Source organism: Amycolatopsis sp. NPDC034160, assembly GCF_055575355.1.
In genome coordinates, this window is record NZ_JBVISU010000003.1 from 164,845 (window position 1) to 187,224 (window position 22,380).

General features: G+C 69.2%; 17 protein-coding genes. 6 read left to right on the forward strand and 11 right to left on the reverse strand.

What is annotated here, in order from left to right; translation table 11 throughout:
* Positions 1 to 4 precede the first annotated feature (4 nt).
* Positions 5 to 985: a hypothetical protein gene (locus ACZ54P_RS09230; protein WP_465461016.1), complete on the reverse strand. Its 981-nt coding sequence runs from the start codon at positions 983 to 985 to the stop codon at positions 5 to 7.
* Positions 986 to 1,306: 321 nt separating this feature from the next.
* Between ACZ54P_RS09230 and ACZ54P_RS09235 the strand changes: the two genes are divergently transcribed.
* Genes ACZ54P_RS09235 through ACZ54P_RS09250 form a run of 4 tightly spaced genes read left to right on the forward strand, consistent with a single transcriptional unit; the run spans position 1,307 to position 6,309 of the window.
* Positions 1,307 to 1,924, forward strand: a complete 618-nt coding sequence (locus tag ACZ54P_RS09235; protein ID WP_465461017.1) for a hypothetical protein — start codon at positions 1,307 to 1,309, stop codon at positions 1,922 to 1,924.
* A 7-nt stretch (positions 1,925 to 1,931) separates the two neighbouring features.
* On the forward strand, positions 1,932 to 3,425 hold the full coding sequence (locus ACZ54P_RS09240) for a chymotrypsin family serine protease (RefSeq protein ID WP_465461018.1): 1,494 nt from the start codon (positions 1,932 to 1,934) through the stop codon (positions 3,423 to 3,425).
* A complete protein-coding gene (locus ACZ54P_RS09245; protein ID WP_465461019.1) occupies positions 3,422 to 4,339 on the forward strand; it encodes a polyprenyl synthetase family protein in 918 nt (305 codons plus the stop codon). The genes ACZ54P_RS09240 and ACZ54P_RS09245 overlap by 4 nt, the downstream gene beginning before the upstream one ends.
* Entirely contained in the window at positions 4,336 to 6,309 is a 1,974-nt protein-coding gene (locus tag ACZ54P_RS09250) for an FAD-dependent monooxygenase (protein WP_465461020.1), read from the forward strand. The genes ACZ54P_RS09245 and ACZ54P_RS09250 overlap by 4 nt, the downstream gene beginning before the upstream one ends.
* Here the strand turns inward: ACZ54P_RS09250 and ACZ54P_RS09255 are convergent.
* The 5 genes from ACZ54P_RS09255 to ACZ54P_RS09275 all read right to left on the reverse strand — a co-directional run bounded on the left by ACZ54P_RS09255 (position 6,224) and on the right by ACZ54P_RS09275 (position 14,237).
* Positions 6,224 to 7,501: a PucR family transcriptional regulator gene (locus ACZ54P_RS09255; RefSeq protein ID WP_465461021.1), complete on the reverse strand. Its 1,278-nt coding sequence runs from the start codon at positions 7,499 to 7,501 to the stop codon at positions 6,224 to 6,226. The genes ACZ54P_RS09250 and ACZ54P_RS09255 overlap by 86 nt on opposite strands.
* Positions 7,502 to 7,731: 230 nt before the next feature.
* The gene (locus ACZ54P_RS09260; protein ID WP_465461022.1) at positions 7,732 to 8,526 is read right to left on the reverse strand and encodes an arginase family protein; all 795 of its coding nucleotides are present in this window, start codon (positions 8,524 to 8,526) and stop codon (positions 7,732 to 7,734) included.
* Positions 8,527 to 8,632: 106 nt separating this feature from the next.
* Positions 8,633 to 12,010 (reverse strand): pyruvate carboxylase, encoded by a 3,378-nt coding sequence (locus tag ACZ54P_RS09265; RefSeq protein WP_465461023.1) that lies wholly within the window; start codon positions 12,008 to 12,010, stop codon positions 8,633 to 8,635.
* Positions 12,011 to 12,098: 88 nt separating this feature from the next.
* On the reverse strand, positions 12,099 to 12,998 hold the full coding sequence (locus ACZ54P_RS09270; protein WP_465461442.1) for a S8 family serine peptidase: 900 nt from the start codon (positions 12,996 to 12,998) through the stop codon (positions 12,099 to 12,101).
* A 69-nt stretch (positions 12,999 to 13,067) separates the two neighbouring features.
* The gene (locus tag ACZ54P_RS09275; RefSeq protein ID WP_465461024.1) at positions 13,068 to 14,237 is read right to left on the reverse strand and encodes an erythromycin esterase family protein; all 1,170 of its coding nucleotides are present in this window, start codon (positions 14,235 to 14,237) and stop codon (positions 13,068 to 13,070) included.
* A 31-nt stretch (positions 14,238 to 14,268) separates the two neighbouring features.
* Between ACZ54P_RS09275 and ACZ54P_RS09280 the strand changes: the two genes are divergently transcribed.
* Together ACZ54P_RS09280 and ACZ54P_RS09285 are read left to right on the forward strand one after the other, a co-directional pair.
* Positions 14,269 to 14,886: a TetR/AcrR family transcriptional regulator gene (locus tag ACZ54P_RS09280; RefSeq protein ID WP_465461025.1), complete on the forward strand. Its 618-nt coding sequence runs from the start codon at positions 14,269 to 14,271 to the stop codon at positions 14,884 to 14,886.
* A 229-nt stretch (positions 14,887 to 15,115) separates the two neighbouring features.
* On the forward strand, positions 15,116 to 15,523 hold the full coding sequence (locus ACZ54P_RS09285) for a hypothetical protein (RefSeq protein ID WP_465461026.1): 408 nt from the start codon (positions 15,116 to 15,118) through the stop codon (positions 15,521 to 15,523).
* On the opposite strand, the gene ACZ54P_RS09290 is transcribed toward ACZ54P_RS09285, so the two are convergent.
* The 5 genes from ACZ54P_RS09290 to ACZ54P_RS09310 form a co-directional block, all read right to left on the reverse strand.
* Positions 15,513 to 16,016 (reverse strand): GNAT family N-acetyltransferase, encoded by a 504-nt coding sequence (locus ACZ54P_RS09290; RefSeq protein ID WP_465461027.1) that lies wholly within the window; start codon positions 16,014 to 16,016, stop codon positions 15,513 to 15,515. The two genes, ACZ54P_RS09285 and ACZ54P_RS09290, sit on opposite strands and share 11 nt — an antisense overlap.
* 2 nt (positions 16,017 to 16,018) lie before the next feature.
* Positions 16,019 to 18,109, reverse strand: coding sequence for a caspase family protein (locus tag ACZ54P_RS09295; RefSeq protein WP_465461028.1), 2,091 nt, complete (start codon positions 18,107 to 18,109; stop codon positions 16,019 to 16,021).
* The gene (locus ACZ54P_RS09300; RefSeq protein ID WP_465461029.1) at positions 18,106 to 18,486 is read right to left on the reverse strand and encodes a hypothetical protein; all 381 of its coding nucleotides are present in this window, start codon (positions 18,484 to 18,486) and stop codon (positions 18,106 to 18,108) included. The genes ACZ54P_RS09295 and ACZ54P_RS09300 overlap by 4 nt, the downstream gene beginning before the upstream one ends.
* A 97-nt stretch (positions 18,487 to 18,583) precedes the next feature.
* Positions 18,584 to 20,737 carry an ATP-dependent DNA helicase RecG gene (recG, locus tag ACZ54P_RS09305; protein WP_465461030.1) on the reverse strand — a complete coding sequence of 718 codons (2,154 nt, stop codon included), beginning with the start codon at positions 20,735 to 20,737 and terminating at the stop codon, positions 18,584 to 18,586.
* Positions 20,738 to 20,741: 4 nt separating this feature from the next.
* A complete protein-coding gene (locus ACZ54P_RS09310) occupies positions 20,742 to 22,325 on the reverse strand; it encodes a DAK2 domain-containing protein (protein WP_465461031.1) in 1,584 nt (527 codons plus the stop codon).
* Between the last annotated feature and the right edge of the window lie 55 nt (positions 22,326 to 22,380).

Genomic DNA, 22,380 nt, shown 5'->3' on the forward strand with positions numbered 1-22,380 from the left:
TCGGTCAGTTGCCGGGGTCGCGCATCCGGGTCTCACCGGCGAGGGCCTGGGCGAACAGGTCCTTCCAGAACTCGGCCTGCTGACGGGCCCAGTCCTGCTCGAGGACCCATTCACCACCCGTGCGGTCCGCGGCGTCCTTCATGGCCTGCCAGTTCGGTCCCGTCGCGGACCGCGCCGCCGCCGCGACCGCGGCCCAGTTCGCGGCTTGGGCGACCGCGACCTCCCCCGCGTCCGCCCAGGCCGTGCGGGGTGCCACCGTTTGGCCTCCGACCTGCTGCCAAGCTCGTGCCGCGGCCTCTCTCAACCGGACCGCTGCTTCACCCGAGGCTTCGAGCGCGACGCGTTCGGCTTCGGTCGCGTCCGTGATCAACCGTGTGATCGCGGACTGCCAGCGTGCCTCCTGTTCGGCGTCACGCAGCCGGTGCATTTCCAGGTCCAGCTGGGCTCCGGTGGCCCAGCCGTAGGCGAAGAAGTCGACTATGTCCGCGTCGGTCGCACCGGGACGGACCGCGAAGGCTGCGGCTAGCCTGACCTGCGAACCGGGGTCGTTCGCCGCGAGAGTCCGCACATAACGGCGGTCTTCTTCGGCCAGTGCCTCCCGCTGACCGCCATCCGTCTCACGCGCGAGCCGGTCCCGGGCCTCCGCCTGGGCGAATCCCTGGCGCACGAAAATCTCCCGGTCGCCGTCGGTACCGCGCAGCGCCCGCACCGCGGCTGCATTGACCTCCGGCGCGTATTCGGTGGTGTAGGTGAGCAGGACCCGATTGCAGAAGTCCGTATTGGCGGCACCGCTTTCGGCGGCACGCCGTACCGCGGCCGAAAGTCCGGTGTCGAGGAAGTCCTCGACGGCCTCCGGAGTTTCTTCGGCCCACGCGACCCACGCGTCGGCGCGTACAGCGGCACGCGGATCCTTGCCTGCCAATCGTCGTACCAGTTTTCGTGCCACAGCGCCCGGATCGATGGCCGAAACAACACCGTCGGGCAAGATGGATCCGTTCGCGGCGGGCGCTTCGAGCAAGGTCACAGCACAGAAAGCCGCCAAAACTCCGGACAGCATGGATCGACGATTACTCACCATCGAAAATCCCCCAGATGACATGCAGGCGCCTCAGGCAACCGTTACCACTGAACGTAGCAGCGCCCGTCGACGAAGATCAATCGTCCATTCGGCCGTGCATTCGCGACACTCAGAAGCTGACAAATCCGATCCCGGAAACACTCAAATCAACGGTAATCGCACTATTACTTGTGCCGGGTAAACCGAGCTGGGTATCGTCCAGTGAGGATCTTTTTCCGGGGGGACACGATGAATTCAGTATTCAACCGGCGCGCCGCCCTGCGCGGCGCCGTCGTGCTGGCCGGCCTGGCGGGTCTGCCGACGACGTCCGCCAAGGCGGCTCCAGCGGACGGTTTCAAGGAACTCACCTGGAAGCTGATCAGGCCGACCAGCAACTTCCAGCTGATGCCGGTCCGGGTGATCTCCGGGATCCCCGCGACGATCGGCTACGGGAAGCCAGTCACGATCGGCCCCGTCATCGTGCAGGCGACCTGTGACAAGAACGTCGGTATGGCCGCAAGGAGTACCGGCTGCGACATGATCTCCGCGGTGTTCACCCTGACGATCGTGGTGACGGACGCGCGTGGTCTGTCCGGCCGTTTCCCGGTGACCGTCGAGTTCCCGAGGACCGAGGTTCCGTCCACCCAGGTCGAATTCGTGTTCACCGGAACGGCCACCCTCGCCGGCCAGGGATCTCCTCCGGCGGCGAGGAATACCGGTCCGATGCGGATCACCGTCGAGCGGCGCGCCACCGGGGTGACCACCCTTTACAACGCGGCGACGGGTGCCGCCAACAACCTGGCCAGCCAGGCCGACCTCATCCCCCCTGACCAAGATCCCCTGATCGCGACCATCGAGGTGCGCTGACGTGTTCATGACCGCCCGGACCTCGAAAGCGCTGGACGTCGCCAAAACCCGGTTCGCGGACGACCATCTGGCCGACCCGAACGTGGTCGGGGTGACCAAGGGCTTCCGCACCCGCGACGGCGTCCTCACCCCTGAGCCGGCGGTGATCGCGCTGGTGGGCAAGAAACGGCGGACCGCGCTGATCTCCCGTTCCCGGCTGCTGCCGAGCACAGTGGAGGTGGACGGCTCTCGCTACGGCGTCGACGTCGTGGAGACCGGCGAGTTCCGCTTTTCCGGCGGCGGCACCGCCGCACCGGGGGGCATCACGGACAAGCTTCGCCCACCGTTGCAGGGCGCGAGCCTGGGTTCACTCGCCGACGGCACCCTCGGCACTCTCGGCTGCCTCGTGCGGGACAAGACGGACGGAACGCTGTGTCTCCTTTCCGCGGGGCACGTACTCGCCGGCCTCGAAGGCACAGCCGAATCGGAGATCACCCAGCCCGCACCCTCGGACGGCGGCGACGCCGTCAGCACGATCGCGCGGCTCAAACGCTTCATCCCGCTGGTGAAAGGCGAACTGAACACCGCGGACGCCGCGATCGCCCAGCTTTCGCCCGGTATCGGCGTAAGTTCCACGGTGGCGCGCAATCTGATGGCACCGATCTCGGCGACCCATCCGGCGATCGGTATCGCGTTCCTCGCCAGCGTGCACGGGGGCACGTTCATGGCCAAGATCGACACCGTTCTGTCGCGTTTGAACGTCGAGTTGCTCAGCCCGGACGCCACCGCCGCCACCACCGAAGGCCGCCGCATCGAAAAGGTGGGCCGCACCTCCGGCTACACCTCCAGCGTCGTGCTCGACACGACCGCGAGAGTATCCGTCGACGGCTACCACTTCACGGATCTCATCTACGCACAGAGGTTCTCACTGGCCGGCGACTCGGGTGCGATCGCCTGTGAAGGCGGGAACGGACGGACGTTCACCCCGCTGCCTTCGATCGCCTGCCGGTTGCTCGGCTCCGCCGGAGCGTACTACGACCTGCCGTTGGCGGGCGACAACGAACTGGCCGACAAGGCGAGAGACGAGTTCCTCGGGGAGAGTCTCGTCGGCAACGTCGTCGTGCAGCTCGTCTACAAGAATCTCGACCTGGCGGTACACCGGGCGGAGAACGCGGGCGCCACTCCGGAGGAGATCGCGGAAGCCCGTCGTTACTACGGCAAGTACCGCGCGCTCGCGGAGTCGGTGCTCACCGATCCGGCCTCGACGATCTCGCTCACCCAGGAGCACATCGACGACATCAAGGCGATGTTCGCGGGTCTGGCTCCTGACCTCGTCACCGCGGCGGAAAAGCAGGCGCTGTGGGTGTTGTTCGACGAGGTCGTCCAGCCCGCGGCCGGAAAGAACCGGCAGCAGTTGCTGGACCACATGAACGATCTGGCGGTGTACCGGCGGGTGATGACGAATCTGAGCACCGTTCCGGGACTGGACATCGACGGCACCTACCGGTTCTCCACCGGATGAGCGATCCCGTGCAGATCCGGCTGGAGCGGCTCACCGCCGGACTCGTCCCTCCCCTGCGCGACGCCATCAGCGGGTTGATCAGCCGCCCAGGCAAGTCCTTGAGGTCACGCATGCTGACGGTCTCCGCCGGATTCGGTCGTTTCGACCCACTCCGGGTCGCCCGGCTCGGCGCGGTGGTCGAACTGGTCCATATCGCCTCGCTGGTACACGACGACGTGGTCGACCGTGCCGCCGTACGCCGGGGCGGCCCCGCCGCGCACCAGGTCGCCGGGCCGGAGGTCGCGATACTGGCCGGACTCGCCTGTCTCGGGGCCGCGGGGACCGAAGCCGCCGAAATCGGCGAGGACGTCGCCGTGGCGGTCAGCCGGACCGCCTCCGAGCTCGCGTACGGAGAGCTGCTCGACGTCGAGCGTGGATTCGACACCGAACTGTCGTTGCCGGACTACGTCGACCTGGTCAGCCGCAAGACCGGGGTGCTTTTCCAGCTGTGCTGCCGTCTTGGCGGGCTGGAAGCCTTCGCGGACGGGGAAGACGCCCATGAGTTGATCGCCGCCCTCGGGGAGTTCGGTCTCAATTGGGGAATCGCGTTCCAGATCCTGGACGACTGCCTCGATCTCGAGAACACCGGGAGCGACAAACCCGCGGGCACCGACCACCTGCTCGGGCTCTTCGGGGCGCCGACACTGGCCGCGTTGCGCGCGGACACTTCCGGTGAACTGAGCGAGTTGCTGCTCTCACCGTCCTTCGGCACCGGAGAGCTGACCAGAGTACGTGCGCTGGTCGCCGCACACGGCGGCTTTGACTCCGCACGCGATCTCGCGAAGGTCCATCTCGGCCGTGCGTCCGCGGCTCTGACCCGGACCCCCGAGGTACCGTCCCGGTGGGAATTGGCCGGGATGGCGGGCATCGCGTGAGCCACGTCCTGGTCCTCGGTGCGGGGCCTGCCGGGTCGGTGGCGGCCGCCGTCCTGGCACGGGGCGGGATGCGGGTTCTGCTGACAGACCAGCGAAGCCGTCCGGTTCCGACCCACGACCTGTTATTGGGCAAGCCCGCGCGTGAGGCTCTCCGCTCGATCGGCATCGCCGTGGACCGCTGGCCGGTGCTCCCGGTTTCCCTCGCCGTCTCCGGCGAAGCGGCCCGGCCGGTGCCGGATGCCGGATACTCCCTTGTGGACAGAGACGAACTGTGTGGCACTTTACGAGACCACGCTGTCAGCCTCGGAGCGGAGTATTCACCTGTCACGAAGGACGGACCCGGCGGGCACGTCATCCTGGCGGGCGGCGGAGGCCGGCTCCGCGGGCGGACACCACACAGCACCGGCTTGACCTGCGTCCAGCGGTTCACCGGCACCGAACCGGACGACAGGGTGTTGCTGCGGATGCTCGCCCCGCCCGCCGACGAGCCACGCGGCCATCCACGCTGCGCCTGGCTCGCACCGGCACCCGGCGGCTATGTCGTCGGGGTGACGGCCTTCGGTGAGGTGACACCGGAGGTCCTGCTGGACGAGGCTTTCGCCGCTTTGAGCGAACTCGAACCCGCCTTGGCGAACCTCCGCCCGTCCGGGCGCGCCGCGACCGGACGGCTGCACGCCGGTTTCAGTCCGGGCGCGGCCGTCGACGAGGCGGGATTGCGCGTGGGTGACGCGGCCGGGCTGGTCAACCCCTTCACCGGGGAAGGGCTCAGCCAAGCCGTGCAGTCAGGGCAGCTCGCCGCACGCGCGATCCTGGCCCATCCGAACGATCCCGACGGGGCCGGCCGCGAATACATCCGGCTGCTGGATTCGACCTACGTCGGCTACTTCGAAACGGCGCGGCACGTCTCCAAGAGGTACCACCTCACGTGGCGGGTTCTCAACGCCGGAGCGAGCAGCGAAAGCCCGTTCTTCGCCAAGAGCCGCCGGGCGATCGTGCTCTCGGAAGCCGTGCCCACCCTGACCACGCCGGAATCGATGACGATCCCGGCGGGCCTGCGACCGGCGCTCCTTCCGTTCCTCGCCGCCTGTGACGAGGTCAGTGTGACGACCGTCCGTCGCGAATGGCCTTTTTTGGCGAGGATGTTCACGGCTTCCAGCGACGACCCGCGCCCTCGGCCGGCACTCGGCTTCTTCAGCGCGATGCTGGCGGGAGGCCGTCCCCCCGCGCGTGGACACGCCACGGTGGCCGCCGCGATCGAAATCGCCACCCTTGGTGTCCTCGCCTTTCTCGGTCCGGCCGCCGCTCCTCGCGAAGTCCGGGGTGTGGACTGGGAATCGGCGACGACGGTGTTGGCCGGCGACTATCTCGTCGGGCGCGCGTCACGGCTGATCGCGCAAGCGGCACCTGAGATCCTCTGGACGTTCTCGGACTGGATCACCGAACTCAGCACGCTACGGGCCACCGCCGTGACCTCGGGGTCGGGCGCGAGGCCCTTGTTCTCGTCCCTTTTCGAATTCCCGCTGCGCGTCGGTGCCCATCTCGGCGGCGCGCCTTCGGAACCGCTCCGGGGCTACGGCGAAGCCTTGGGGCGGGTCTTCCTGCACGCCGAAGACCTACTGGCCCTCCGCGGCTCTCGCACTCGTTTGGACGTGACCTTGCCCGCCTTGCTCGACGGCCGGATCTCCGCGCTGCCCGAACTGCTGTCCATTCCGGACCTGACGGCCTCGTCGCTGACCGACACCCGGCGGGCGGCCGCCGCGGCGGCCGCCTCCGCGACAGAAGGCGATCGGGCTCGCAGGACCGCGGCGGACGCACTGGCGCAGGTCGGGAACCCGGCGGCACGGATGCTTCTGGGTTGTCTTCTGGACTCGGTCGCCACCCCGCTCAACTCGGAGTCCACTGTGGACTCTTGCGCGGTGACGGCAGCACCTCCGGCAGCGTGTATCCCTCGGGTGTCGCGGCAGGGCTGACCCCCGCCCGCAACGCGAGTTCCATCTGGAACCGCGCTCCCGGATCACGCAGGTGCTCGCCGAAGGTCGCCTGCAACTGCCGCATGCGGTACCGCACGGTCTGCGGATGGACCTGCAACCGCTCCGCGATGTCGACGACGTTGCCCTGACTGTCGAGCCAGGCGCGAAGGGTTTCGAGGAGCCGTTCCTGCTGCTTCCCGGTCATCTCGGCGAGCGGGGCGAACAGGCGGTCGCGCAGCAGGCAGGTCAGCGCGGTGTCGGCGTTCACGAGTAGCGTCGCGAGGTGGTCTTCGGCGCGGATCACGCGGCGGGCCTGGATGATCCCGCGTTCGGAGAGGCGCAGGGCGTCGCGTGCCCAGCGGAGGGAATCGGCGACGGAGTCCAGCCGGCGGCACGGGCCGATCGACAGCCGGTAGTCCGGCAGCGCGGCCTGCAGGGTGGCCAGACGGGCGCCGGAGATCTCCCCGGGCACGAGCAGACGCGGCTCAGCGCAGTCGAGTTCGGCCAGGACGTCCGAATCCACCACGTTGTGCCGCCGGGGCCTGACGGTGTCGTCGAGCGGATGCAGCACCACCGGCGTCGCGCGTTCGGGTACCGTCCAGCCGGTCAGCTGCGCGAGTTCCGCGATCGCCTTCGACGGCGCGGGCGGGGTTTCCAGCACCAGGTGCAGCAGCTTCCGGCGCCAGGTGTCCAGCGCTCCGGCCGTGCGTGCCTTCGCTTCGAGAAAGCCGTCCAACGCGACGGACGCCAGTTCGTCCATGAACGCGAGCATGGCGTCGGCCAGTTGCGACATCACCGCGGACGAGAGTCCGCTGCGGCGGCCGACGCGCATGATGCGCCGCCACGAAACACGGGCGCCGACCCGGTACGCCGACTGGAGGGTGTCGAGGCTGCGGCCTTCCCGCATCTCGTTCTGCCCGAGCCGGTGATGGACTTCGTGCGACTGTTCCTTGGAGACACTGGGATCCGCGATCTGGGCGACGAACAACGTGATCGCGTATTCGACGCCCGCACGGATCGACTTCCCGTACGGCCCGTCGAGCGGGCGCGCGTACGCGGGAATCGTCGCCCGGATCTCGTCGACGATCTCGTTGGCGAGACTGCCCAGTTCCGGCCGCAGGATGTCGGCGAGTTTGCGGGGAAGTGCCGCGGGAGGCTGCGCAGCGTGTTCGATTCCGCGCTCCACCGACATCGCAGCTCCTTTGCTCCGCCCAGCGTCCTGACATCCCACGTTCGTCGTGAGGTGACAACGAACACATCGGAGAAGTAGCCGTGAATGTGTCACCTTTCGCAGAAGAAACCGATTTCTTGTCACCATGTGACAAAATCACGCGGTCTCTTGCTGCTTTGATGACAAATGCCCGGCAAACGCCTCGCTCGGTACGTACGAACGGCCGAAAGGGATACCGCCGTGACGGAGAGTCACCGCTTTCCGGTGAGCAACTCCCCGAGAACCTCGATCACCGGCTCCAGGCCGCGGACCTCGGTCCCGGCGCATTCGGTGATCCCGGCGCCGACGACCTCGAAGCCGCTCAGCCCGCGAAGCATCGTCACCAGGCGCTCGATCGTCAAGCCACCGGGCTCCGGATAGTTCAATCCGTCGAACTCCCCCGGGTCGAGCACATCGAGGTCGAGGTGGACGTACACCTTGTCCGCGCCGGCCAGCCCGGCGGCGACGTCGGCGGTCTCCACCACGAGCCCGCGGTCGACCACCGCGCGCTCGGCCTCGTCGAAGACCCGGGTACCGGCGAGCACGACGCGGCCGGGTTCGATCGGCGGGTCGGCGGCGAACTCCGGGTCGCCCTCACCCAGCAGTGACCGCAGTACCATGCCGTGGAACGCGCCCGACGGCGACGTCTTCGCGGTGTTCAGATCCGCGTGCGCGTCGAACCAGGCGACGCCGAGACCGGACCCGAAGCGGTAGCGGGCGACGCCGATCGGGACGAGTTCGACGCCGCAGTCCCCGCCGATGGTGAGTACCGGCCCGCCGGGCGCCTCCAGCGCGGCGAGTTGCGCGGCCCGGTTCTCGCCGGTGAGGACCGCGCGGTTGGCGACGCCGTCGACCACGGGTGAGGTCTCGCGGGTCTGCCGGATGTGGTGCACCGGCACGCCGAGCACGTGGCCGGCCAGTTCGGCGAGCGCGACGCAGCCTTCGGGCAACTCAGGCGCACGCTCGGTGAGCGCGCCCTGAAACTGAGGTACGGCGTTGATCAGCACCCGGCACAGGTTAGTGCGCCCCGGCTCCACCTCACCGCAATTAGTCCTCTAAGTGCGGTAGTTGCTCACGCAAGGACCGCACTTAGAGGACGAAACGCATCGGGTGTCACTCCAGAACGAGCAGCAGGTCTCCGCCTTCGACCTGCTGGACGGCGTTGATCGCGCGCCGCGACACCTTGCCGCCGGTGGACGCGGTGATCGACGCCTCCATCTTCATCGCCTCGATGGTCGCGACCGTGGCACCGGCCTCGACCTGGTCGCCGTCGGACACCTGCAGCGTGACCACACCGGCGAACGGCGCCGCGATCTGCTTCGGGTCGGCCTTGTCGGCCTTCTCCGTCGCCGGGATGTCCGAGGCGATCGAGGTGTCGCGGACCTGGATCGGGCGCAGCTGGCCGTTGAGCGTGGCCATCACCGTGCGCACGCCGCGCTCGTCGGCCTCGCCGATGGCTTCCAGCTCGATCAGCAGCCGGACGCCCTGCTCCAGGTCGACCGAGTACTCCTCGCCCGGGCGCAGCCCGTAGAAGAAGTCCTTCGACGGCAGCACCGAGGTGTCGCCGTACTGCTCGCGGTGCGCCTCGAAGTCCTTCGTGGGCCCGGGGAACAGCAAGCGGTTCAGCGTCGAACGCCGGTTCTCGGCCAGCCCCTTACGGTCCTCTTCGGACAGTTCCTGTACCGGCTTCGGTTCCGCGCGGCCTTCGAGGGCCTTGGTACGGAACGGCTCCGGCCAGCCGCCGGGCGGGTCGCCCAGCTCACCGCGCAGGAAGCCGATCACCGAATCCGGGATGTCGAACTTGTTCGGTTCCGCCTCGAAGGCCTGCGGCGAGACACCGGCGCCGACGAGGTGCAGCGCGAGGTCACCGACCACTTTGGACGAAGGCGTGACCTTCACCAGGTGGCCGAGGATCTTGTCCGCGGCCGCGTACATCGCCTCGATGTCCTCGAACCGCTCGCCGAGGCCGAGCGCGATCGCCTGCGTGCGCAGGTTCGACAGCTGTCCGCCGGGGATCTCGTGGTGGTACACGCGCCCGGTCGGCGAGGCGAGCCCGGCTTCGAACGGCGCGTAGATCTTGCGGACGCTCTCCCAGTACGGCTCCAGGTCACCGATGGCCTGCAGATCCAGCCCGGTCGGGCGCTCCGAGTGATCGGTGGCGGCGACGAGCGCCGACAGCGACGGCTGCGACGTCGTGCCCGCCATGGAGGCGACAGCGCCGTCGACGGCGTCCGCGCCCGCCTGGATGGCGGCGAGGTAGGTGGCCAGCTGGCCACCCGCCGTGTCGTGCGTGTGGATGTGCACCGGCAGGTCGAATTCCTTGCGCAGCGCGGAAACCAGCCGTGCCGCCGCCGGTGCCCGCAGCAGGCCGGCCATGTCCTTGATGGCCAGGACGTGCGCCCCCGCGCCGACGATCTGCTCCGCCAGCCTGAGGTAGTAGTCCAGCGTGTACAGCTTCTCGGCCGGGTCCGACAGGTCCGAGGTGTAGCAGAGCGCGACCTCGGCGACGGCGGATCCGGTCTCGCGCACGGCCTCGATCGCCGGGCGCATCTGCTCGACGTCGTTCAGCGCGTCGAAGATCCGGAAGATGTCGATCCCGGTCGCCGTCGCCTCCTCGACGAAGGCGTGGGTCACCTCGGTGGGGTACGGCGTGTAGCCGACGGTGTTGCGGCCGCGCAACAACATCTGCAGGCAGATGTTCGGCACCGCTTCCCGCAGCTTCGCCAGCCGCTCCCACGGGTCCTCGGCGAGGAACCGCAACGCGACGTCGTAGGTCGCGCCGCCCCAGCACTCCAGCGAAAGCAGCTGCGGCGTGGTGCGCGCGACCACCGGCGCGACGGCGAGCAGATCCTTGGTGCGCACGCGGGTGGCGAGCAGGGACTGGTGCGCGTCACGGAAGGTCGTGTCCGTGACGCCGATGGTCGGCGACTCCCGCAGCCAGCGCGCGAAGCCGTCCGGGCCGAGTTCGGTGAGCTTCTGCTTCGACCCGGGAGCCGGTTCGAGGTCCTTGGGCGGCTTCGGCAGCTTGACCTGAGGGTCGAGGGTGCGCGGACGCTCGCCGTGCGGCTTGTTGACCGTCTTGTCGGCGAGGTAGGTCAGCAGCCTGGTCCCGCGGTCGGCCGAGTGGCGCGCGGTGAGCAGATGCGGGCGCTCCTCGATGAACGACGTCGTGACGCGCCCTTCGCGGAAGTCCGGATCGTCGAGGACGGCCTGCAGGAACGGGATGTTCGTGGCCACGCCGCGGATCCGGAACTCGGCGACGGCGCGCCGGGCGCGGCCGACGGCGGTCTGGAAGTCGCGGCCGCGGCAGGTGAGCTTCACCAGCAGCGAGTCGAAGTGCGCGCTGATCTCCGTGCCGGAGAACGCCGTCCCGCCGTCGAGACGGATACCGGAACCGCCGGGCGAACGGTACGCGCTGATCATCCCGGTGTCCGGGCGGAAACCGTTGGCGGGATCCTCGGTGGTGATGCGGCACTGCAGCGCGGCGCCGCGCAGGTACACCTTGTCCTGCGAGAGCCCGAGATCGGCCAGCGTCTGACCGGAGGCGATGCGCAGCTGCGACTGGACGAGGTCGACGTCGGTGACCTCCTCGGTCACCGTGTGCTCGACCTGGATCCGCGGGTTCATCTCGATGAAGACGTGATTGCCGTCCCGGTCGAGCAGGAACTCGACGGTTCCGGCGTTGCGGTAGCCGATCTGGCGGGCGAACTTGACCGCGTCGGCGCAGATCCGGTCCCGCAACTCCGGCGGCAGGTTCGGCGCGGGGGCCAGCTCGATCACCTTCTGGTGCCGCCGCTGGACCGAGCAGTCACGCTCGAAGAGGTGGATCACGTTGCCCTCGCCGTCGGCGAGGATCTGGACCTCGATGTGGCGAGGCTCGACGACGGCCTTTTCGATGAACACCGTCGGGTCGCCGAAGGCAGACTCGGCCTCGCGCGCGGCGGCCTCGATGGACTCGCGCAGCTGCGCCGGGTCCCCGACGCGGCGCATCCCGCGCCCGCCACCGCCGGCGACGGCCTTCACGAAGACCGGGAAACCGATCTCTTCCGCCGCGGCCACCAGCGCGTCGATGTCGGAGGAAGGTTCGGACGAGCCCAGCACCGGCACTCCGGCCTCGCGTGCGGCCTTGACCGCGCGGGCCTTGTTCCCGGTCAGCTCGAGGATGTCCGCGCTCGGCCCGACGAAGGTGATGCCTTCTTCTTCGCACGCGCGCGCGAGGTCGGGGTTCTCGGAGAGGAAGCCGTAGCCGGGGTAAACGGCGTCCGCGCCCGCCTTCTTGGCGGCCGCCACGATCTCCTCGACCGACAGGTAGGCCCGCACCGGATGACCGGGTTCGCCGATCTCGTAGGCCTCGTCGGCCTTCAGCCGGTGGAGCGAATTGCGGTCTTCGTGCGGGAACACAGCCACCGTGCCCGCGCCGAGCTCGAATCCGGCGCGGAACGCGCGGATGGCGATCTCACCCCGGTTGGCGACCAGTACCTTGCGGAACATGCCGGTCCTTCCCATCATCGGATCGGTAGGTGAGGCACGTTACCTGTTCGCTCCCGGAGGGCGGGAGCCATTGCCCAGGTGATGGACATCATCCCCGCTTGAGTTGCGTACCCGGACTCTGCAGCAACTGGTTCCCGGTGCCCTCACGGACGCCGGTCAGGACGTCGACGGCGGCGCCATCGACGAGCGCCTTCCCGACCTCTGCCGCCGAAGCGCCCGTGTGCAGGCCCCGGTACAGCGCGGCCACGCCGGCGACATGCGCGGCGGCCGACGACGTCCCGCTGAGCACCTTGCCGCCACTTCCTCCGGCGTTGGGCCCCGGCACGTCCACGCCGGGGGCGAACAAGTCGACGACCTCGCCGTAGTTCGACGTCGAGCCGACCTGGTCGCCGGCGTCGGTCGCGCCGACGGTGAGCGCTTCGGTCACCCTGGCGGGGGAGGCCTGCCCCGCGTCGGCGGCCTCGCCACCCGCCGGGAGGGCGACCGGGACGACCGCGGCGAGCGCGCGGACCGCGGCGTCCAGCTGGTCGTTGGCCGCGCCGGCGATGCCGAGGACGGCGACGGCGGGCTGCTGCGCGTTCTGCGTCACCCAGTCGATGCCCGCGATGATCTTGTCCGTCGCGCCGCCGCCCTGTGCGTCGATCACCCGGACCGGGACGATCTGCGCGCCCTTCGCGACGCCGAAGGTCTTCGACGCGGCGACCCCGGCCAGATAGGTGCCGTGACCGTTGGTGTCGGAGGTGTCGGTGCCGCCGTTGAGGAAGTCCTTACCCGGCTTCACCCGGCCGCCGAAGTCCGGATGCGCCGCGTCGACCCCGCTGTCGATCACGTAGATCGTGACGTCCTTGGCGTCGGTCTCGTAGTGATAGAGCTGATCGAGACCCGTTCGCTGGTCGATCCGGTCCAGTCCCCAGTTGGGCGGGTTCTGCTGGACTTCCGTCGCGGAGGCAGGCTGCGCCACGAAGATCGAGAGGGCCAGCGCGGCCATGACTCGTACCAGTCGAATGATCATTCCTTGGCTTTACGCCTATCCCCCGGGAGCGGCAACCTCGGAGTGTCACCCGTTCGGCTTGTCTTGTCCGATGTGGCCACTGACCGTCGATTCCGGGAGGCAGACGAGCGCGTCGAAGGCGTTGACTACGTCGACGGGGTTGAACACGTGCGCGTGCCGGATGCTCTGGGGCCCTTCGGTACCGCGTCGCGCGCGGAGATCCACCAGTCCGGGACCTTCGCTTTCGACGCTCCCGTCGGCCGGACTGGCCAAATCCTGTTCGTACACGGTGAAACCGAGCCGTCCGTCCGGATCCGGCTCGAGGCCGGTGGTCTTGCCGCCGACCGCGGTGAGCGCCAGCGCGAAGTAGTCGTCGCCGTACTCGGCGGCCAGATGCGTGCCCGCCGAAGGTGCGGTGAGCCCGGGGAACGGCGCGAACGGGACGCGCTGGAGGTGTCCGTTGTGGAGCATCACGACGATCTTCGTGTCGTCGCCGTGCAGCCGCCGGATCAACCGGACGGTTTCGGCCATGTACAGGTCACGCGAACCGCTCTGCAGGGCGGGCGCGCCACCGGACATCATCGCGGCGACCTCCGCGAGGTAGGTGTCGACGCGCAATGCGCCTTCGACGTGGTGCTCCGCGATCGTTTGCGCCTCGGTGTTCCCGTAGACGGGACGCAGCGAGGTCAGCTGCGTCTTGAGCCGCGTGAGTGCCGCGGTCGCCTTGTCTTTCGCTGCGGCATCGAGGGCGGCGTACTTGGCAGGCGCGTCCGCGCTGCTGACCGACGCGTAGCCGCTGGTGGCCTCGATCGCCGCGTCGACAAGGCTTGTGGCAGGCTCGTCCACAGTGGACAGGTACGCCCGGACAGCGTCGAGCGACGGCACGGGCGAGCCCGCGGAACTCGGCACGTCGAGTCCGTAGTAGCGGACGTCGCCGCGTTCACGAAGCCACGTCAGCATTTCGTGCGCCTCGGGCGACTCACCGAGCGAGAAGGTGAAGCCGTCACGGCCGATGTCAGCGACGTCGCCGGGGCCGCCTTTCAGCCACTCATCGACGAGCTTCCCCTCGGCGAAGCCGGATTCGAAGCCGATCACGCGGAAGCCGTGCTGTTCGACGAGGTGGCGGAGCAACCGATTGCGCAGCTCCCCGAACTCGCGGAGGTGGTGGTTGTTCTCGCCGATGGCGACGATCTTCGCGTCGCCGACGAGTTCGGCGATCTCGGCTGGGTCTGACATACTGAGCACACTAACGCAACAGGAGTAGCAATTGGCAACCTCCGGCACCCAGCGGCCCGGCGGCCGGACCGAACGCACCCGCCTCGCCGTCCTGCACGCCACCCTCGACCTGCTGGCCGAACGCGGCTTCGGCGAGCTGACCGTGGACGCGGTCGCCGAGCGGTCCGGAGTGCACAAGACGACGGTGTACCGGCGATGGTCGTCGCCGGACGGCCTCGTCGCCGCCGCGCTGCGAATGGGCACCGAAGACGACTGGCAGGCGCCCGACACCGGATCGGTCGAAGACGACCTGTACGAGGTGGCGGCGGAGGTCGTGCGGTACTTCACCGAACCGGCGCTGAAGGAACTGCCGACGGCGTCGGTACTGGCGGCGTTCCAGGCCCCGCAGGCGGCCGAGGCACTGCATGCTTTCTATCAGGACCGGCATGAACGCATGAAGCCGATCGTGGAGCGGGCCATCGCGCGGGGCGAGGTCCCCGAGGGGACCGATGCCGTCGAGGTGGTGCGGGCGGTGTGCGGGCCGATGTTCTACCGGCTTTTCCTGTCGCGGGAGGGCGTGACGACGGCGGACGCGCGGGTGACGGCGCGGGCGGTGGCGGTGGCGGCGCGGGAAGGCGCTTTTTGTGAAGTTCCGCATTTGGTCGACTGAATGCGGGGTTTCGCGCCGCCTGACCCCGCACGACCAGGAGTCCGCCGGCGACGGGCCCACAGACCGCAAGCAGGTGCCCCAGGGGTCGTGAGTGGCGATTCGGGTTAGAACCCGAATCGCCACTCACGACCAACCCAGCCCACGCCGCCGTTGGCGGTCAGTTTTGCCGTCAACACCAACGCCATTCGCGCCCACACTGGGCTCCTCGTGTCGAGACAGGGAGCCCGTCATGACCGAAGAGGTCTGGAACCGGCCGCGGGAAATGACGCGCCGGCTCAAGTTCGTCCGTGGCTTTCTCTGGTTCCAGGCGGTCATCAACATTCTCGTCAGCGCCCTCGTGACCGCGGTGGCGATGAACGAACTCGATCACGGCAACGAGGAGGCCGGCCTCGCACTGGTGTTGGCGCTGCTCGGCTTCGTGGTCGCCGCCGTGCTGATCGCGAGCGCGGTGCGGATGTCCAGCGGGGCACCCTGGGTGCGGGTGGCGATCATCGTCGTGGAGTCGCTGAACGTGGTCATCGGGGTGATCGGGCTGATCAACAGCGAGCAGATCACTCCGCTGATCGGGATGGGCATCGCCATCGGCATCATTCTCACGCTCAACAATTCCGAGGACCGCGCCTGGTTCACCCGCTGACGAGGTCGACTCGGTAGCGCGTCTCGGAAAGCAGGACGTCCTCGCCGGGCATGGTGTCGGATTTCTTCGCCCCGTCCGGCACCCAGCCCGCGGCGGCGTAGAACCGCTGGGCGCGTTCGTTGGTGTCGAGCACCCAGAGCGTCGCTTCGCGATGCCCCGCGTCCCTCAGGGCGGCGACGGCGGTGTCGTGCAGCAGCCTGCCCAATCCCGTGCCCCAGCGCTCCGGCGCGAGGTAGAGCGCGCGCAGTTCGCCGCGGATCCGGTCGACGGCGGTGAAACCGAGGAGGGCACCGTCCTCGACGAGGACCAGGATGTCGCCTTGGTTGGCGGGATCGGCGAGGATCCGCTGCCAGCGGGCGGCCCGGCCCTCGACCGAGAGATCGCGCAGGTAGGCCTCGGGCAGGAGGCCCTGGTACGCCGACTGCCACGACCGGACGTTCACCTCGGCGATGGGCCAGGCGTCCTCGACGGTCGCGAGCCGCATCGTGGCCATCGTCAGTTCTTCGCCGATGTCTTGCGCGCGGCGAAGGCGGTGACGACGGTGAACGCGATCGTCATCGGCAGTGCGATCCCCCAGCCCGCGCCGGTCACGCTCGAACTGCTCGGCATCGCGTAGAACAGCGCGCACACCATGGCGAGGCCGCCTCCGGCCACTCCACCGTGGAAGGCGACCGCGAACGCCGTCGGCCGCAGGAACGCGCCGAGCACGGTACCGGTCAGGAGAACCACCGAGACCATGACGTAGTTCGCGCCTTCGTCGGCCCGGGTGGACGAGTAGCCGAACAGCTCGACCGCCTGGACCACGAGACCGAGCGCGGCGCAGGTCCCGGAGACGAGAGCCAGGACGGTGCGGGTGCCTTGCGGTTTTCCCAGCCCGAGCCGGAAACTCCGGTCAGGTCGCATCGACACCAGCGCACAGACGGCCGCGATGAGCAGACAGCCGTCGGCGAGCGTGAGGGCGACCGGGCCGAACGGGACCGTCGAGAGCAGCGCCAGCCCGCACAGAAACCCCGGCCCGGTCATCCGGCGCGTGTTCGCCGAGAACATCGCGATCCCCGCGGTGATCGTGAGGCCGACGAGCGGAATGAGGGTCCAGCCGCCGTCTTCGAAGAAGTCCTCCGCACTGCTGCTGAACGACAGCGCGATGATCACCAGGTACACCGCGGCCGCGAAGGCGAACAGGGCGGCGGTGATGGCGAACGGGTCAGGTTTCGTCCGAGAGGGCACGGTTTCGGCGGGCGGTGAGGGTTGCCGGGCGGGCTCGGGCGTCGGCGCGGGGGCGTGCACCGGTCTCGGTTCCGGCGCGGGTTCGGGCTCCGGTTGGGGGGCCGGTCGTGGCTCCGGTTCCCGGACGACCTCGCCCTCGACCCGCACCTCCACCTCGCCGGTCGGCCCGGTCACGGTGACCCGCCCGTCGAACGGCCCGATCTCCACAAGATCCAGCGAGACTTCGGCTCCGTCGACGACTTCGGTCACCTGCAGCCAGGAATGCGACGACGCGAACCGGCAGGCTCGCGCGATCGGCGGTCCGGCCAATCGGATCCGCGCCACCGGCCGTGCTCCTCGGACGACCTGGCCGAAGCGCAGCACCCCGGGCTCGGTGCGCACCCGCGCTTCCTCCCGCGCCGCGCCCGCCGCGTCGGCGATGTGCTGGATGTCGTTCTGTGCCATCGTCGTGAGGACTTCGTGGGCGCCGATCGCGACGGAGAGGTTCTCGCTCGTGAGCCGTCGCTGGAGTTCCGTCACCGCGCCGAGGCGGGTGAACATGTTCGGATCCTCGCTCGCCGCGCGCAGATCGGCCGGGACGGGTGACGGCTTGATCCGGCGGCGCCTGCTCCTGGCCAGGTACAGCTCGCCCTGCATCTCGATGTCGCGGCTGGGTGTCTGGTTCGGGTTCCGCTCTCGGACGCTGTCGAACAGGTAGTCGTAAAGCTCGCTGAGCGCGATCCAGCCGTCTTCGTCGCGGTCCGCGTCCCCCGTCCGGAGCCCGTCGACCAGTGCCGAGGTGAACACCGACGGCCGGGCGTGGTCGTCGGCGAGGTGATCGCCCTCGAAGGCGTACTCGATGGAGTTCGACGCGGTGATCACCGCGCGGCCGCGGCCACCGAAACCGCCGCCGGGGAAGGCGTCGAGAACACCCGCCTCGCCGGAGGCGCGCACCGCGACCCCCTGGCTGAAAGCGCCGCCGTAGCAGCAATCCAGCAGCAAAACGATGCTGCGCGACCGGCTCATCCGCATACAGCGCTGGACGAAATCGGCGGGCACGGCACTCGACGCCAGCCGTTCCGGCCGGGTGTTGCGGGCGGCGAAGAACAGCTCGCCCGACTCGCTTTTCAAGCCGTGACAGGAGAAGTGCACCAGCAGGACATCGTCCGGCGCGCTGTCGGCGAAGAGGTCCTCGACCCGGCTCGCGATCACGTGCGCGGTTTCGTCCCGCACCACCTGGACGTCGAACTCGCTGATGTTGCGGTCGGCGAGGACTTCGGCGAGCGCCTCGGCATCGGCGGCCGGGGACCGCAACGCGCTCAGCCCGGGGTTGTCGTACTCCCCGTTGGCGATGATCAGGGCCCGCCGCTCGCCGGTCATGAGCCCGAATGCCTGCTCACGAAGAGGTCGACGAGTTTGTCCTGGTCGGTGATGCTCGCTTCGGACAGTTCCAGCACGTCACCGTCGATTTCCAGGCGCACCGTGCGCTTCACCCGGCCACCGCGTGAGAGCCATTCCCGCACGGTCGCGACGATCTCGCGCAGGCCGCTCGCCGACTGCCCCAGCGTGACCAGCAGCCCACCGACGGTGGCGACGTCGAATCCGCGCGAGCCGGGCGGCGGCGGACCGGCGGGCAGTGCCTTGACGTCGGCGACCCCGCGTTCGATCAGTTCACCGCGAAGGTATCCCGTGAGCTGATCGACCCGTTCGGCGTCGGCCCCGTCCTCACCGAGCTGGACCCGCACCGCTGACGTCATCCTCTGCCTCCCTCGCCGCGCAGCACGAGACCGCGCAGAACAAGGGAACTCCTCCGCCCGCCCGTCGACAAGGTCCGATCGGGCAGAGATCCTCACGTCAGCTTTTTTCCAGATACTCCACGCGGTCTTCGTCGACGACGTCGGCGATCATGTGCGCGAGCCCCAAGAAATTCCCCAAGGCCGGGTCCTTTTCGACGATCTCCAACGAGCGGGCCCTCGCCTCGGCGATGACGTCCTCGTCGCGCAGGAGTGACAGCAGTTTCAGGGTCGATTTCTTGCCCGACTGCGCCGCGCCGAGGATGTCGCCCTCACGGCGGAGTTCGAGGTCCATTCTGGACAGTTCGAAACCGTCCGTCGTGGACTCGACGGCGGCCAGCCGCTCACGGGTCGTCGTCCCGTCCAGGGTTTCGGTGACCAGCAGGCACAACCCCGGCACGCTGCCCCGGCCGACCCGGCCGCGCAACTGGTGCAGCTGGCTGATGCCGAACCGGTCCGCGTCCATGATCACCATCGCGGTCGCGTTCGGCACGTTCACGCCGACCTCGATCACGGTGGTCGCGACGAGGACGTCCAGGTCGCCCGCGGAGAACGCCCGCATCACGGCGTCCTTTTCGTCGCTGGGCATCCGGCCGTGCAGGACCCCGATCTTCAGTCCCTTCAACGGGCCTTCGGCCAGTTCGGGCGCGACTTCGAGGACCGCGAGCGCAGGCCGCTTGTCGCCTTTGTCCGACGCCGGTTCGTCGCCGATCCGCGGGCAGACGATGTAGGCCTGATGCCCCTTGCCGCATTCCTCACGAACACGCTGCCAGGCCCGGTCCAGCCACGCCGGCCGCTCCGCGACCGGCACGACCGACGTCTTGATCGGCGAACGGCCGACCGGCATCTCACGCAACGCGGAGATCTCCAGATCGCCGTAGACGGTCATCGCGACCGTGCGCGGGATGGGCGTCGCGGTCATGACGAGCACGTGCGGGCTGGTCTCGTCGGCACCGCGGGAGCGCAGCGCGTCCCGCTGCTCCACCCCGAAGCGGTGCTGCTCGTCGACCACGACCAGGCCGAGGTCCGCGAACGACACCGTGTCCTGGATGAGCGCGTGCGTGCCGACGATGATCCCGGCCTCGCCGCTGACGGTCTCCAGCAAAGCCTTCTTGCGTTCCTTGGCGCCCATCGAACCGGTCAGCAGGGTCACGCGCGTCGCGTTCTCCGCGCCACCGAGTTCGCCTGCCTGCCCGAGGTCGCCGAGCATTTCACGCAGCGAGCGCGCGTGCTGCGCGGCGAGCACCTCCGTCGGCGCCAGCATCGCCGCCTGCCGCCCGGAATCGACGACCTGCAGCATGGCGCGCAGCGCGACCACGGTCTTGCCGGAACCGACCTCGCCCTGCAGCAACCGGTTCATCGGATGCTCGGTCGAGAGGTCGCGGGAGATCTCGTCACCGATCTCGCGCTGCCCCGCCGTCAACTCGAACGGGAGCCGTTGGTCGAAGGCGTCGAGGATGGCGCCCTCGGTGTGCGGACAGGCTTTCGCGGGTCGCGACACCAGGGAATGCCGACGCTGCGCGAAGATCAGCTGCACCGCCATGGCCTCGTCCCATTTGAGCCTGTCCCGCGCGGAGTTCAGCGCCTGCCAGCTCGACGGACGGTGGATGCCACGGAGCGCGCTTTCCAGGCTGGGCAGGCCGTAGCGGGCCAGCAGCTCCGTCGGCATCGGGTCCTCGTCGACCTCCAGCACGTCCAGCACCTGCCGCACGGCCTTGGCGATCACCCAGGTCGGGATCCCCTGCGCCGCCGGGTACACCGGGATGATTTCGGCGAGGAAGTCGTCCATCGCCTCCGCTTGCCGCTCGGCGTCGAACAGTTCGTACTCGGGGTTCGCCAGCTGCAGGACGTCACGGAAGGCGGTGACCTTGCCCGCGAAGAGACCGTTCTTGCCGGGGACGAGGTCCTTTTCGCGCCAGGCCTGGTTGAAGAAGGTGCACTGCAGGCGGCGTTTGCCGTCGGTGATCACCATTTCCAGCAGGGTGCCGCTGCGCGACTTCATCCGGCGCTTGGTGACGCGTTCGATCCGCGCCATCACGGTCGCGTGCTCACCGAGTTCGAGTCCGGCGATGTCGGTGAGCTGCCCGCGTTCGGCGTAACGGCGCGGATAATGGCGCAGCAGGTCGCTGACCGTCTCGATCTTGAGACCGTTGACGAGCGCCTTCGCCGTCGCCGCGCCCACGACCAGCTTGAGGTCCGCGCGCAGGTTCGTCATACGGTCACTCCACCCCCATCAGCAGCACGGCGTCGGACTGGCCGCCGGCGTAACTCGTCAGCTCGATCTCGGGATGTTCCAGGCGGAGCTGATCGGCGAGCTCACCGGGAAGCCGGACCGGCGCGTCGACCCCGGTCAGCACGGTGACCAGTTCCCCGCCGAGGGCCAGCATCCGGTTCAGCACGCTGACCGCGGCCGCGACCAGGTTCGTCTCCGAGGCGGGCGCGGGCTCGATCAACACGACCTCGCCGTCCACGAGGCCGACGACGTCACCGGCCTGCGCCCTGCCCACCCAGGTTAGCGATTCCTCCTGCGCGATCCGCAGTTCGCCACGCCTGGTCGCGGCGGCCGCTTCGGCCATCGCGACCACGTCGTCGTTGGTGCGGCGGTCCGGATCGTGGACGGCCAGCGCGGCCAGCACCTGGACCGGCGAGACGCACGGGATGACGACGACGTCGCGATCGGCGGCCATCGCGTGGCCTGCCGCCGCGTCGGCCGCCGCGGTCAGCCGCGAACCGCCGGGGAGGACGGTGACGTGGTGCCCGGCGGCCTCGTTGATCAGGCCCAGCATCTCCTCGACCGTCGGCGAGACCCCCTGCGGCACGGACAGCACCGCGACGCCCTCCGCGCGCAGCAGTTCCGCCAGCGGCCCGCCGTGGACCACGGCGACCACCGAACGATCGATTCCGCCGCCGACCTCGACCGGTGTCGGCGTGATCAGCGGCTCGACCCGGACTTTTCGGGGGCGGCCCAGCTCGATCCCGGCCTCCAGCGCCGCGCCGATGTCCGCGCAGTGCACGTGGACGGCGAAGCCGCCCGCGCCGTCACCCGCGACGGTGACGCTGTCGCCGAGCCCGCTGAGGGTCTTGCGCAGGGCGGGGAGGCTTTCCTCGTCGACGCCGTCGAGGAGGTACATGACCTCCCAGGCCGTCGGCGCCTCGATCGTGTGATGGTGATGGGCTTCGAGCGGATGCTCCGGTTCGGTGACGCCACCGGAGAGCACGCCGGAAAGGGCGTCGAGGACCGCGACGAGGCCGCGGGCGCCCGCGTCGACCACCCCGGCCACGGCCAGGACGGGAAGCTGTTTCGGGGTCTCTTCCAGGGCCTCCGCGGCGACGCTCGCCGCTGTCGCCGCCACCTCTTCGAGTGACCCGGTCGCGTCGCGGACGGCGGCGGCGACGGTGTGGAGGACGGTCAAGATGGTCCCGGCGACCGGACGGCTGACCGCCCCCGTGGCCGCCTTGTCGGCGCATTCGAGCGCCGCCGCGAGCCCCGGCCCGTCCAGCTCCCTGGCCGCCGCCGTCTCGGCGATCCCGCGCACCACCTGCGACATGATCACGCCGGAGTTGCCCTTGGCCGCGGCGACCGCGCCCTTGGCGAAGGCCGACAGCGCCTCGGCGGTGTCCTCCGGCTCGGCCGCGGCCAGCGCGTCGCGGGCGGCGGTCATGGTGAACAGCAGGTTGGAGCCGGTGTCGGAGTCGGCGACCGGGTAGACGTTGATGCCGTCGATCGACGGCCGCAGCACGGACAGGCTGTGCACACAGGCCGCCGACCAGGCCGACACCGCCGCCACGTCCAGCACTCGCACCCCGTAACCTCCTACCTGTTCCAGCGAGGGTATCGACCCGGTGCCGGAGGCCGCT